The 12,967-nt window shown below is 61.9% G+C and carries 13 protein-coding genes; 6 read left to right on the forward strand and 7 right to left on the reverse strand.

Annotated features, from left to right (window positions below; genetic code table 11):
* Together BGO64_RS17375 and BGO64_RS17380 are read left to right on the forward strand one after the other, a co-directional pair.
* The coding region (locus tag BGO64_RS17375; protein WP_286701087.1) for a hypothetical protein at positions 1–181 on the forward strand (181 nt) is incomplete at its 5' end.
* A gap of 107 nt (positions 182–288) precedes the next feature.
* Positions 289–828, forward strand: a complete 540-nt coding sequence (locus BGO64_RS17380; protein WP_103244715.1) for a gamma carbonic anhydrase family protein — start codon at positions 289–291, stop codon at positions 826–828.
* A 79-nt stretch (positions 829–907) separates the two neighbouring features.
* Here the strand turns inward: BGO64_RS17380 and polA are convergent, their stop codons facing one another.
* The gene (gene polA / locus BGO64_RS17385) at positions 908–3,661 is read right to left on the reverse strand and encodes a DNA polymerase I (protein WP_286701088.1); all 2,754 of its coding nucleotides are present in this window, start codon (positions 3,659–3,661) and stop codon (positions 908–910) included.
* A 401-nt stretch (positions 3,662–4,062) separates the two neighbouring features.
* Here polA and elbB point away from each other — a divergent pair, with 401 nt between their 5' ends.
* On the forward strand, positions 4,063–4,713 hold the full coding sequence (gene elbB, locus BGO64_RS17390) for an isoprenoid biosynthesis glyoxalase ElbB (protein ID WP_286701089.1): 651 nt from the start codon (positions 4,063–4,065) through the stop codon (positions 4,711–4,713).
* A 72-nt stretch (positions 4,714–4,785) separates the two neighbouring features.
* On the opposite strand, the gene BGO64_RS17395 is transcribed toward elbB, so the two are convergent.
* From BGO64_RS17395 to fieF, 4 genes are all read right to left on the reverse strand, one after another.
* Positions 4,786–4,995: a cell division protein ZapB gene (locus BGO64_RS17395; protein WP_010672454.1), complete on the reverse strand. Its 210-nt coding sequence runs from the start codon at positions 4,993–4,995 to the stop codon at positions 4,786–4,788.
* A 221-nt stretch (positions 4,996–5,216) separates the two neighbouring features.
* Positions 5,217–6,497, reverse strand: coding sequence for a hypothetical protein (locus BGO64_RS17400; RefSeq protein ID WP_286701090.1), 1,281 nt, complete (start codon positions 6,495–6,497; stop codon positions 5,217–5,219).
* Positions 6,498–6,518: 21 nt separating this feature from the next.
* A complete protein-coding gene (gene cysE, locus BGO64_RS17405) occupies positions 6,519–7,298 on the reverse strand; it encodes a serine O-acetyltransferase (RefSeq protein ID WP_010672452.1) in 780 nt (259 codons plus the stop codon).
* A gap of 8 nt (positions 7,299–7,306) precedes the next feature.
* Positions 7,307–8,218, reverse strand: coding sequence for a cation efflux pump FieF (gene fieF, locus BGO64_RS17410; RefSeq protein ID WP_043155671.1), 912 nt, complete (start codon positions 8,216–8,218; stop codon positions 7,307–7,309).
* Positions 8,219–8,305: 87 nt separating this feature from the next.
* On the opposite strand from fieF, the gene BGO64_RS17415 reads away from it, so the two are divergent.
* The 3 genes from BGO64_RS17415 (at position 8,306) to trmL (ending at position 10,888) form a co-directional block, all read left to right on the forward strand.
* Positions 8,306–9,001, forward strand: a complete 696-nt coding sequence (locus BGO64_RS17415; RefSeq protein ID WP_010672450.1) for a response regulator — start codon at positions 8,306–8,308, stop codon at positions 8,999–9,001.
* Complete coding sequence (locus BGO64_RS17420) at positions 8,998–10,353, forward strand: ATP-binding protein (protein ID WP_039041147.1); 1,356 nt, start codon at positions 8,998–9,000, stop codon at positions 10,351–10,353. Before BGO64_RS17415 ends, BGO64_RS17420 begins: the two co-directional genes overlap by 4 nt.
* Before the next feature lie 70 nt (positions 10,354–10,423).
* Positions 10,424–10,888, forward strand: coding sequence for a tRNA (uridine(34)/cytosine(34)/5-carboxymethylaminomethyluridine(34)-2'-O)-methyltransferase TrmL (gene trmL / locus BGO64_RS17425; RefSeq protein ID WP_286701091.1), 465 nt, complete (start codon positions 10,424–10,426; stop codon positions 10,886–10,888).
* Between the two features lie 31 nt (positions 10,889–10,919).
* Here the strand turns inward: trmL and dinF are convergent, their stop codons facing one another.
* Both dinF and BGO64_RS17435 read right to left on the reverse strand, forming a co-directional pair.
* Entirely contained in the window at positions 10,920–12,290 is a 1,371-nt protein-coding gene (gene dinF, locus BGO64_RS17430; RefSeq protein ID WP_236758551.1) for an MATE family efflux transporter DinF, read from the reverse strand.
* A 14-nt stretch (positions 12,291–12,304) separates the two neighbouring features.
* Complete coding sequence (locus tag BGO64_RS17435; RefSeq protein WP_042879170.1) at positions 12,305–12,931, reverse strand: SCO family protein; 627 nt, start codon at positions 12,929–12,931, stop codon at positions 12,305–12,307.
* Positions 12,932–12,967 lie beyond the last annotated feature (36 nt).

Raw genomic sequence — 12,967 nt, forward strand, 5'->3', positions numbered from 1 at the left:
GCTTTTGGCTGCTGCGGGAGTGGCATTCTACTCAACCGCCTTCTCGAGTCAAGCCTTATTTTACGAGGCTTTTTCGAGGTTACCGACGAGGTTGTTTGCGTTGCCGCTTGCCCTGTCGATGGAGGCGCATTATAGGGAGCGAATTCTTTCTGGCAACCCCTCCTCTGCAATAAAATTGTAAAAATCGGCACTTTTTTAGTTATTCATATCCAAGCACAGCTTTTATACAAACTTATCCACAGAAACCGGTGTCGTCTTGCTAGAATGGCCGAAAACAAGGAGGCCAAGATGGACTTGCGACTAAGACCTTACAAGGGAAAATGCCCGCAACTGGGCAATCGGGTATATGTGGATCCCTGCGCCACCCTGGTGGGGGATATCCAGCTCGGCGACGATGCGAGCATCTGGCCCATGGTGGCCGCCAGAGGGGACGTCAACCATATCCGCATCGGTGCGCGCAGCAACATTCAGGACGGTACAGTGCTGCACCTGACCCGCAAGAGTGCCAGCAACCCTGGCGGCTATCCGCTGCTTATCGGCGAAGATGTCACGGTCGGACACAAGGCGATGCTGCATGGCTGCACCATAGGCGACCGGGTACTGGTCGGCATGGGTGCCATCCTGCTGGATGGGGTGATCGTTGAAGACGATGTGATGATCGGGGCGGGCAGCCTGGTGCCACCAGGCAAGCGGCTCGAGGCCGGCTTTCTTTATATGGGCAATCCCGTCAAGCAGGCCCGCCCTCTCAAGCCGGCCGAGATCGCCTTCCTGAAGACCTCGGCCGACAATTATGTGCTGCTCAAGGATGAATACCTGCAAGAGGCCTGACCCTGCAGCCACAAACAGGAAGCCCGGCATGATGCCGGGCTTCTCTGCTTATATAGCTAGCCAATCACTGTGGTCAGGATCAGTGGGCCTGATCCCAGTTGTCACCGGTGCCCGCTTCCACCACCAGCGGCACATCCAGTTCGGCCGCACCCGACATCTTCTCCTTGATGAGGGCGATGTACTCTTCCAGCTTCTCTTCGCGGATCTCGAACACCAGTTCATCGTGCACCTGCATCAACATGCGGATCGACTGGTCTTCAATGCCCCGGATCCAGCCATCCACGTTGATCATGGCCCGCTTGATGATGTCGGCAGCCGTACCCTGCATGGGGGCGTTGATGGCGGCCCGTTCGGCCGCCTTGCGCAGGCCCGCGTTGCGAGACTTGATATCCGGCAGATAGAGGCGACGGCCAAACAGAGTCTCCACATAGCCCTGGGCGTCCGCCTGCTGGCGGGTACGCTCCATGTACTCCAGCACACCCGGGTAGCGCTCGAAGTAGAGATCCATGTACTTCTGCGCTTCGGCGCGACCGATCCCCAGCTGCTTGGCCAGACCGAAGGCACTCATGCCATAGATGAGACCAAAGTTGATCGCCTTGGCGCTGCGACGCATGTCGCTGGTCACCGCATCGAGCGCGACGCCGAATACCTCGGCGGCGGTCGCCTTGTGGATGTCCTTGCCCTCGGCAAAGGCGGTCAGCAGCCCTTTGTCACCGGAGAGGTGGGCCATGATGCGCAGCTCGATCTGGGAGTAATCCGCCGCCACCAGCTTGTAACCGGCGCACGGAATGAAGGCCTGCCGAATGCGGCGCCCCTGTTCGTTGCGCACCGGAATGTTCTGCAGGTTGGGGTCGGTGGACGACAGTCGACCGGTCGCCGCCACCGCCTGGTGATAGGAAGTGTGCACCCGCCCGGTCTGCGGCTTGATCATCAGCGGCAGCTTGTCGGTGTAGGTGGACTTGAGCTTGGCCAGGCCACGGTGCTCCATCAGCAAACGCGGCAGCTCATAGGTCTCCGCCAGCTCGGCCAGCACCTCTTCCGCAGTGGATGGCGCTCCCTTGGGGGTCTTTTTGATGATCGGCAGCCCCAGCTTGGTGAAGAGGATTTCACCCAGCTGCTTGGGCGAGGAGAGATTGAACTCCTGCCCGGCCAGCTCGTGGGCCTGCTTCTCCAGCTCTGCCAGACGCACTTCGATCTCCTGGCTCTGCTGATGCAGCAGCTTGGGCTCGATGGTGGTACCGAGTCGCTCCATCCGCGCCAGCACCGGCAGCAGCGGCAGTTCGATCTCGCTGAACACCTTGGCAAGGCCCGGCTCGGCAGAGAGCTTGCCCCACAGTGCCTGATGCAGACGCAGGGTGATGTCGGCATCTTCCGCCGCGTAAGGAGCCGCCTGCTCCAGTTCGATCTGGTTGAAGGTGAGCTGCTTGACCCCCTTGCCAGCAATGTCCTCGAACGAGATGGTCTCGACGTTCAGATACCTGCGGGCCAGGGAATCCATGTCGTGGCGGCTGGCGGTAGAGTTGAGCACATAGGACTCGAGCATGGTGTCGTAGGCGATACCCTGCAGCTCGATACCGTGGTTGAGCAGCACGTTGCGATCGTACTTGAGGTTCTGCCCCACCTTGAGACAGGCCGGATCTTCCAGCAGCGGCTTGAGCTTGCCCAGCACCAGCGCTTCGCTCAGCTGGACAGGCGCTCCCAGATAATCATGGCCGAAGGGCACGTAGGCCGCCTTGCCCGGCTCGATGGCAAAGGAGACGCCAACGACGCGCGCTTCCATATAGTCGAGACTGGTGGTCTCGGTGTCGAAGGCAAACAGCGGCGCCGCCTGCAACCGTGCCAGCCACTCGTCGAATTCGGCCTCATCCAGGATGCAGCGATAGTCGGTTTCGATGGCGGCTGCCGGGGCGGCGCCTTCCTCATCACTTTCGGCTTCGCTCTCCTCAGCGCCACCGGACTCCAGCTCTTTGATCAGGTTGCGCAGCTCATACTCGCGATAGACCGCCAGCAGAGCCTCTTTGTCGATGGGGCCAAGCTGCAACTCTTCCAGGCTCTGTTCCAGCGCCACGTCGGTCTTGATGGTGGCCAGCACATAGGAAAGGCGCACCTGCTCTTCCTGCTCGCGGAACTTGTCGGCGAACGCCTTGGAGCCACGGAAGCCGAGCGCCGCCACTTTGTCGAGGTTGGCGGCGATCTCGTCGATGCTGCCTATCCCCTGCAACAGAGCCAGTGCGGTCTTCTCGCCGACACCTGTCATGCCGGGAATGTTGTCCACCTTGTCCCCCATCAGCGCCAGGTAATCGATGATGAGCTCGGGCGGTACGCCGAACTTCTCGATCACCCCTTCCCGATCGGTCTTCACATCCTTCATGGTGTCGATCAGGGTGACATGGTCGGAGACCAGCTGCGCCATGTCCTTGTCGCCGGTGCTGATGAGCACAGGCAACTGTTTCTCGGTCGCCTGACGGGCCAGGGTGCCGATCACGTCGTCAGCCTCCACCCCTTCGACCATCAGGAAGGGGAAACCCATTGCCTTAATCATCTGGTGGATAGGGGCGACCTGGCTGCGCAGATCGTCCGGCATGCTGGCGCGTGTTGCCTTGTATTCGGGATAGATGTCGTCGCGGAAGGTCTTGCCCTTGGCGTCGAACACCACGGCCACGTGGCAGTCAGGGTACTGCTTGCGAAGGCTGCGCATCATGTTGGCCATGACACGGACGGCGCCGCTAGGCAAGCCGGTCGAGGTGCGCAGATCGGCCTGCTGCGAGGCAAAGAAGGCGCGGTAAAGATATGAAGAGCCGTCGACCAGAATAAGAGGATTGCTAGAGGCCATGAAAATCGTCCTGCCAAGAATAAACAGCCGCTAGGATGCCACAGGGCCCGCACCACACCAAGGGGACTCCCACCATCACCCCGGCGCACCGGTGGGGCATATTGCTGTGGATAACTCTGTGCTCAAAAATGGCACCATTGCATCACGGCCGTGACAAAGCTGTGGATTAAAACAAAAAATATCTTTTAAAACATTACGTTGAGAACATGAAAACTCAACATGACACACTCATCATGATCTCGATCAATGTGGAAAAAAATTCAAGGGGGGTACTGAGGCAGGATCCAAAACGAAACAATCCTAGCACAGGGAGATGACTTGACCAGCGGAGGTCGAACGATAACCATACAAAAGTACAACAATCTACCCTGGCTCACATTTTCAACAACGAGGAGTCTGTCATGAAAAAAGTGGCCGTGATCTTGAGTGGTTGTGGCGTGTTTGACGGCGCCGAAATCCACGAGGCCGTCATCAGCCTGCTGGCGCTGGCCCGTCAGGGAGCATCCGTTCAATGCTTCGCCCCCAATGTCCCTCAGCTTCATGTCATCAATCACCTGACCGGCGAGGTCAGCGAGGGAGAGAGCCGCAACGTGCTGGTCGAGGCGGCCCGCATCTGTCGCGGCCAGATCAGGGATGTAGCTGAACTGGATGCAGCCGACTTCGACGCCCTGCTGGTGCCGGGCGGCTTCGGCGCCGCCAAGAACCTGTGTGACTTCGCCATCAAGGGCGCAGAGTGCCGCATCCAGCCGGATGTGCTGAAGGCTTGCCAGAGCTTTGCCAGAGCCTGCAAACCGGCCGCCTACATCTGCATCGCACCGGCCATGATCCCGCTCATCTATGGGGCAGGCACCCTGGCCACCATTGGCAACGACGAGGGCGCCGCCAACGCCATCGAAGCCATGGGTGGCAGTCATCTCGACTGCCCGGTGAGCGAATTCGTGGTGGATCAGGAGCGCAAGGTCATCTCCACTCCTGCCTACATGCTGGCCAACAATATTGTGGAGGCGGCGGACGGCATCGAGAAGACCGTCAAACAGCTGCTGGCACTCTGATTGCCCGGCAGACCAAAACAAGCGGGCCGCTCAAGGAGCGGCCCGCTTTCATTCCGGTCAGTCTAGACGGAATCAGATGGCATCGCCCATCTGGTCCATCTTGCCCAGCAGGGCACGCAGACGCTCTTGCCAGGCAACGTGCTCGTTGCGCAGTTGGTGGTTTTCGTCTTGCAGCTTGCTGTTCTGCTCTTTCAGCTCGTCCAGCTCCATCTTCAGCAAGGAGATATTGTCGACGGCGGATTGTACTTTGGATTCGAGTTGCTCAAGGACTTCTAGTGACATATGCATACCTGTATGTTCAATTGCGATGCCCCACAGAGGGCGATTCAAGCGCGTGGAGCCAGCATACCCTGATGCGCTCGACACAAACAAGCCAGCACGTTGCAAAATGCGCCCTGCGGCCCGGTATTGCTTAAATATGCGTCGGTTTTTCTCGCAGGCAGCAGGAACCTCGATCCCGGGCGTCCGCCGTGGCATAACCCGCCCTCCTGCCGATGCCACCATCAGCCATGCAAGGCGATGAAGCCCCCCATCATCAGACAGGCCACGGCGTACATCAACAGGCCGTAGAGCAGGTTCCAGCGCAGCAGCAGCCCGGCGCTCAGGCTGTAGCGGGACGCCAGCGCCAGATTGGAGCCGGAGAGCGGGCTCGTCCCGGTCGCCAGCCCCCACCCCATGAGGAAGCACATGCCAAGCAGGCTGGGATCCGGTGCCAGCGGCCAGAGCAGCGGCGCCACCCCCGAGATGCTGATGAGAGGATGCACGCCCACTATGGCCACCAGGAAGATCAGCAGCAGGGTCAGGCAGGCTTCCAGCCAGCCGAAGTGGTTGAACAGCGGCAGGCCGTGGCCACTGCCAAAGTCCAGTACTGACAGCGCGCTGTTGATGCCAGCCGCCAGCAGGCCGGCCCCCAGAAACAGCACAAGCTGGCCACCGATGGCCGGGAAGCGCTCCACCACCTGGCGCTTGAGAGCTGCCCCTCGCCCCGCTTGCGGCATGAACAGCAAGGCCAGCAAGGGCGCCACCAGGGCGATCACCGCCAGAATGCTGAGTCCGGGCCAGAAACGGTGGATCACCAGCACCAGCAGTGCCAGGGTCACCGGTAGCCCCAGGGTCTGGAGCCGCAGCGGATAACCTTCAAAGGTCTCCACGCCGAGTCGCTCTACCTGCCAGGCCGTCAGCCCCATGGCCAGCAAGGCCGCCAGTATGCCAAAAGGCAGTATGCTGCCCAGTTGCAGACCCGGTGCATAGGTGAGGGCCACCGCCATGGCGACGAAGAAGGGGGACCAAAACGCAGCCGCACAGAAGATCCGGCTCAGCACCATGACCTGACGCCGCTCCAGCGTCCCGTTGCGCTCCAGCCGATCGCCGATGATGAAGAGCACCGAAAGATTGATGACGGCCCCCAGCAGATTGAGGCTGGCCATGGTGCTCCACAGCCCCTTGCGACCGGACCAGGAGGCGGTGCCGGTCAAGAGGCCGGAGGTAGCCAGATTGAGGGTGCTCACTGCGGCAAACATGGTCAGCATGTTGATGTTCGGCAAGAGCCAGTCACCGGGGCTGAGGCTGGCCCCTCGCCACCAGGAAAAGAGCAGCAGCAGGAGCGCCGCGCCGTAGAGGGCTAGCGCCTGGCGCCGTGCGGCACCCACCAGCCAGGGCCAGGTGAGCAGGGAGGCGGCCCAGGCCGCGATGGCGGCGGGCCAGGGGGAGAAGTCCAGATAAAGGTGCAGCAGGTTGAGCAGCCACATCCCCAGGATCAGAAAGCCTGACCAGCGCTTGACCATACAACGGCCTCGGTCAGGGGATCAGAGGCACTGATCCATGTCCAGGGAAGGTTTGTCGCACTCGGGGCGGCCCACAATCCTGGCGGGCACGCCAGCGACCGTGGTGTGAGGCGGCACCGGGTTGATCACCACGCTGCCGGCACCGATCTTGGCACCGACGCCCACCTCGATGTTGCCGAGCACCTTGGCCCCCGCCCCTATCATCACCCCTTCCCGGATTTTGGGGTGGCGATCGCCACTCTCCTTGCCGGTCCCCCCCAGAGTCACACTCTGCAGGATGGAGACGTCGTTCTCGATGACGGCGGTTTCGCCGACCACGATACCGGTGGCATGGTCAAACATGATGCCCTTGCCGATGCGGGCGGCCGGGTGTACATCCACGCCGAACACCACGGAGATCTGGTTTTGCAGATAGAGCGCCAGGGCACGGCGTCCCTGACGCCACAACCAGTTGGCCACCCGATACCCCTGAAGAGCATGGAATCCCTTGAGGTAGAGCAGCGGGGTGGAGAAGAGGTCGACCGCCGGGTCGCGATCCTGCACCGCGCAGATGTCGGCGGCCACTGCGGCCAGCAGCTCGGGCTCGCTGCGCAGGGCCAGCTCGATCACTTCCCGCAAGGCGATGGCAGGCATGGTGGTGCTGTCGAGCTTGTTGGCAAGCTGGAAGCTCAGCGCCGAGCGCAAATCCCGGTGATTGAGAATGGTGGAATGAAAGAAGCTGGCCAGCATGGGCTCCTGGGCCGCCATGCTCTGCGCTTCCTGCTGAATTTTTTGCCAGGTTCTGGCAACCAGATCATCCATGTTGCAGCCTACTGTTGTTCAGGGTGAGTGCTTTGTCGTTCTTTTGTCAGCACCGAGATGGGGTCCATGTGAATGATCACATCCATCCGCTCGAAGGCCTGGCGGACGGCCAGTTCAGCCTCGTCGGCTATCTGATGGGCCCTGACCAGAGGCAGTTGATCATCGAGTTCCAGATGCAACTGCACGAAACGGGTCGGCCCGGATTGGCGGGTACGCAGGTCATGTACGCCATGCACCCCCTCTACGGCGCAGCAGAGGGCCATTATTCTCGCTTGTTCCTCCTCTGGCAACTGACGATCGAGCAGGGCCTGCACCGATTCGTAGCCGATATGGACAGCCCCCCACACCAGGAACAGACCGATCAGAATGGCAAACAGGCCGTCGGCCCAGTACCACCCCTGCCCCGCCAGCACCAGTGCCACCAGCACGCCGCCATTGAGCAGCAGGTCGGAACGGTAGTGCAGCATGTCGGCCTTGATGGCCACACTGTTGGTCTTGCGGATGACAAAGCCCTGGAAGCTCACCAGCAACAGGGTCAGCACGATGGAGCCGACGCTGACCCAGATCCCCGCCTCCAGGCGCACCACGGGCACCTGATTCAGCATCGACGAGATGCCGTGCATCACCAGCAGCAGGGCGGACCCCGAGATGAAGGCCGACTGCACCAGACCCGCCAGGGACTCCGCCTTGCCGTGGCCGAAGCGATGCTCTTCGTCGGCAGGGGCCAGCGCATAACGGATGGCCAGCAGATTGATGAGAGAGGCGCTGATGTCCATGAAGGAATCGGTCAGGGATGCCAGCAGGCTGGATGAATCCGTCATCAGCCAGGCGATCAGTTTGCCCAGGATGAGCAGGGTGGCGGTGGTCACAGCGGCCATGCTGGCCAGGGTGACCCAGCGGGAATAGTGTTGGTGGCTCAAAACCGGCTTTCCTCCGACGCGTAAAAACTTATTATACCCTGACCCGGACGTCAGTTTGGCGTGCAAAATCAACAGAGTGACTCCCAGATGAACAAAATACTCCTGGTCGACGACGATCTCGAACTGACCCAGCTGCTCACCGAAATCCTGACCCTGGAGGGGTTTGAGGTCACTGTCGCCGAGGATGGGGAAGAGGGATTGCAGCGACTGGCAGAACAGGCATTCGACCTGGTGCTGCTGGACGTCATGATGCCCAGACTCAACGGCTTCGCCATGCTGACCCGGCTGCGCAAGACCCACGACACCCCGGTGTTGATGCTGACCGCCCGTGGCGACAGCCAGGATCGGGTCAACGGGCTGGAGGCCGGTGCCGACGACTATCTCGCCAAGCCGTTCGACGACAGGGAGCTGCTGGCCCGGGTGCGCGCCATCCTGCGTCGAACCCAGAGCCAGGCTCCCCAGCGCGGCGGCAGCTCGGAAGAGGTGCGCTTCATGGATCTGGTGCTGCAGCCCGGCCTGCAACAGGCTCGCTGCGACGATCAGTTGCTGGAACTCACCGCCACCGAGTTCGGCCTGCTGGAGTGCCTGCTGCGCAATCCGGGCCAGATCGTCAGCAAGGGCCTGCTCTCCGAGCAGGTGCTGGGCAAGAAGCTCGAACCTTTCGATCGGGCCATCGACATGCACCTGAGCAACCTGCGCAAGAAGCTGCCGGAGCGGGCCGACGGCCAGCCCCGCTTCAAGACGGTGCGGGGACGAGGCTACCTGTGGCTGGAGCAGGCATGAAATCGGCCCGCACCTTCAACGGCCTTTCCACCCAGATCTTCCTCTGGTTCTGGTTCATCCTGCTGCTGGTCGTGGCCGCGGTGGTAATCCTCCCCACCCTGGACCCCCGCAACATCATCCCGCTGCCGGCCCACGAGATCACCCGTCTCAACAACAACCTGGCGGCGCTGCAACGGGGCGCGGATCCCGAGCAGGATTTCGATCTGGCCAAGGCCATCGATGCCGCGGGCCTCTTGCCGGTGGACAACATCTATCTACGCGATGCCAAGGGGCAGATGCAGTCCAGCACCCGGCTAAGCAAGTTCGTGATCCGTTTCATGCTCGACTCGGACAACCCGGCCAAGCCCATGCTGGGCAGCGAACACCAGCGCGCCATCGCCGGCCCCTTCCAGATGGTCCATCACGGCCAGACCTATCACGTCTATTTCGGTCTGAATGTCGAAAACTCCTACCTGTTCCTCTTCATCCAGATCCTGGATCACCCCATCCAGATCCTGGGCATCGCCATGCTGGTCAGCACCCCGCTCTGTCTGTTGCTCGCCTGGCGCCTGACCCGCCCCATACTGCAGTTGCAGCAGTCGGTCTCCCAACTCGCCCAGGGCAACCTGGAAATACAGATCCCCAACCTGGGGCGGCGCGACGAGATAGGCCAGCTGGCCGAACATGTCAGTCGCATGGTCGATACCCTCAAGGACATGATCCAGAAGCAGAAGCAGCTGCTCTCCGACATCTCCCACGAGCTGCGCAGCCCCCTGACCCGCATCCAGCTCGCACAGGCGCTGATCCGCCGCAAGCAGGGGGACAGCGCCGAGCTGGCGCGCATCGAAGGGGAGATAGCCCGGCTCGACAAGCTGATAGGGGATCTGCTGGATCTGTCGCGGGTGCAGCAACATGTGGAGGCGCCAGTGACGCTGCCCCTGGCGGAGCTGCTGGAGCCCATCCTGGACGACGCCATGTTCGAGGCAAACCAGAACGGCAAACAGCTCAGGCTCCCTTCCCTGCCCGCCGAATCCCTCACCATGTGGCCGGAACTGTTGGCCCGCGCCCTGGAAAACCCGCTGCGCAACGCCCTCAAGTATGCCCGCGAGTTCATCAAGGTGGACTGGTACCGGGAGGGACGGGAGTGGGTGATGACCATACGGGATGACGGCCCTGGCGTGCCGGTGGAGCAGCAGCCCCGGTTGTTCCTGCCCTTCTTTCGGGTGGACGATGCCCGCAACGCCAAGACCGGGGGCACCGGTCTCGGCCTTGCCATCGCCGCCGAGGCGATCCAGCGTCATGGGGGGACCATCCGGGCCAGCAGCAATCAGCCGACCGGACTGGTCATCACCATCCGTCTGCCCATGCCCTGACCTCCCCCTTTTCATCGGCACGGGTGCTGGGTATGCTGGCGCCCGTTTCGCACCAGCCCAGGATCCTTCCATGCTCGATATCGTGCTCTACCAACCGGAAATCCCCCCCAACACCGGCAACATCATTCGCCTCTGCGCCAATACCGGCTACCGGTTGCACCTGATAGAGCCTCTGGGGTTCGAGTGGGATGACAAACGGGTCAAGCGGGCCGGGCTCGACTATCACGAGTTTGCCGACATCAAGCGCTGGCCTGACTATGAGGCGTTTCTGGCGGCCATCGCCCCCCAACGGGTCTTTGCCTGCACCACCAAGGGACGCACCGCCCACTCGGCGGCCCGGTTTGCCCCCGGTGACGCCCTGCTGTTCGGGCCCGAGAGCCGAGGCCTGCCCATGGAGATCATCGAGAGCCTGCCATTCGAGCAGCGGCTGCGCATCCCCATGCTGCCCCAGAGCCGCAGCATGAATCTGGCCAACGCTGTCGCGGTGTTCGTCTACGAGAGCTGGCGACAGTTCGACTATTCAGGCTCGCTCTGACCGCTGACGATATTGGCAAGGTGGCCAGGATTCAGACTGACTGCGCCGTCCCCTGCCCCGCCAGCAGCCGTCCATCACGCTCCAGTCGCCAGCAGAGCCAGCCCAGCGTCAGGCCACGACCGGCCATCAGGGCACTCATGGCGGCCCACAGGGCCGCCACACCCCATCCCTGGCAGAACCACCAGATGGGAAAGAAGCCGGCAAACACCGCCACCAGCATGCTGTTGCGCATCTCCCGGGCCCGGGTGGCGCCGATAAAGACCCCATCCAGCAGGAAGCACCAGACCGCCAGCAGCGGCATGGCCACCAGCCAGGGGAGCTGACGTTGCGCCTCGGCGATCACCGCCGGTATGTCGGTAATGTGACGGATGAGCCAGTGGCCCCCCAGGGCAAACGAGAGGGTGAATGCCAGGGCGATCAGCAGCGCCCAGCCCAGATTGAGGACGATGGCCTCCCGCAGCAGCGGCCTATCACGCCGCCCGATGGCGCGCCCTACCATGGCTTCCACCGCATAGGCAAATCCATCCAGCCCGTAGGAAATCAGCATCAGGAAATTGAGCAGCACCGCATTGGCGGCCACCGCCACATCCCCCAGCCTGGCCCCCTGTAGAGTCATGAACACGAAGCAGAGTTGCAGGCACAGGGAGCGGATGAAAATATCCCGGTTCAGGGCGAGCAGCCGTAGCAGGGCCGGCCACTGGCGCCAACGCAGCCAGGCGTTGTGCCACACCCCGGGATCAAGTCGGCGCAGATGCCGGCTCACCAGCCAGAGCCCCACCCCGAGCGTGCTGTAATCCGCCAGCAGGGACGCTGCGGCCACCCCTTTCACCTGCCAGCCCAATCCCAGCACGAACCAGGCATCCAGCACCATGTTGACGAGATTGCCCAGGATCAGCAGCAGCATGGGACTGCGTGCATCCTGCATGCCCAGCAACCACCCCATGATGACCAGATTGCACAAGGCCGCCGGGGCGCTCCAGACCCGCACCGACACATATTGACCGGCATAGGTCTGTACCTCGGAAGAGCCGCCACCGAGGGCGATGATGGCCGGCAGGAACGGCAACAACAGGAGCAACAGCGCCATGCCCAGTCCGATCGCCAAGCCCAGGGCCCGCGCCAGGGTGTCGAGCTGCCCTTCGGCATGGGCTGCACCTTGAGCCTGAGCGGTCAGCCCTGTGGTGGACATGCGCAGGAAGCCAAGCAACCAGAACAGCAGATTGATGAAGGTCGCACCGACCGAGACGCCGCCGAGAAACCAGGCCTGGCCAAGATGACCGATCACCCAGGTGTCCACCAGCCCCAGCAAGGGCGTGGTGACGTTGGAGAACACCATGGGCAGGGCCAGGGCGAAGACGGCTCTGTGGCGGCGAGGATCCTTCAGCCAGGCGGGAATCAGCATGGTGCGCGCCGGGCTCACTCGCCAACCAGCCGCACGATGCGCGCGAAGTCGGCCACCATGGCCTGCATGTCCACGTGGGGCACCTCACCCGGTGCTACTTTGGGTCGGAAGGTGGCCACCAGCTTCCCCTCGGGGTTGATCAGCACGATGGAGGCGGAGTGGTCGATCAGGTAGTCCTTGCGATCCCCTTCCACGATGGAATAGACCAGCCCCAGATTGCGGACCAGAGGAAAGAGGGTACTGTGAGGTGCGGTCGCCGCCTTGAACTCGGGCTCGAAGAAGGCGGTATAGCTCTTCAGGCGGGCGCTGTCATCCCGCTGGGGATCCGCCGAGATGAATACCACCTGGCTAGTGGGGGCTATCTTCTTCAACGCCGGATAGACGCTGCGCAGATCCGCCAGCGTGGTCGGACAGACATCCGGGCAGTAGGTGTAACCGATGAACAGAAAGCTCCAGTGTCCCGTCAGGTTGGCAGGGGTAAAGGGCTGTGCATCCGCATCCGTGAGGGCAAACGGATTGATGTCTCGCCCCGCCGGGTAGTAATCGGCCTGTTCCGGCACCGCGGGCTGACTCCAGTAATAAGCCGCCGCAATGGCGCCGATGAACAGCAACAGCAACAGGTAAAAGCGTGGTTTAACCATATAAAACAAAGCCTTGCTTATGTTAGAAGCCCTGGG

The sequence above is a fragment of the Aeromonas sp. 62-46 genome (assembly GCF_001898585.1).
Taxonomy (GTDB): Bacteria; Pseudomonadota; Gammaproteobacteria; order Enterobacterales; family Aeromonadaceae; genus Aeromonas; species Aeromonas caviae.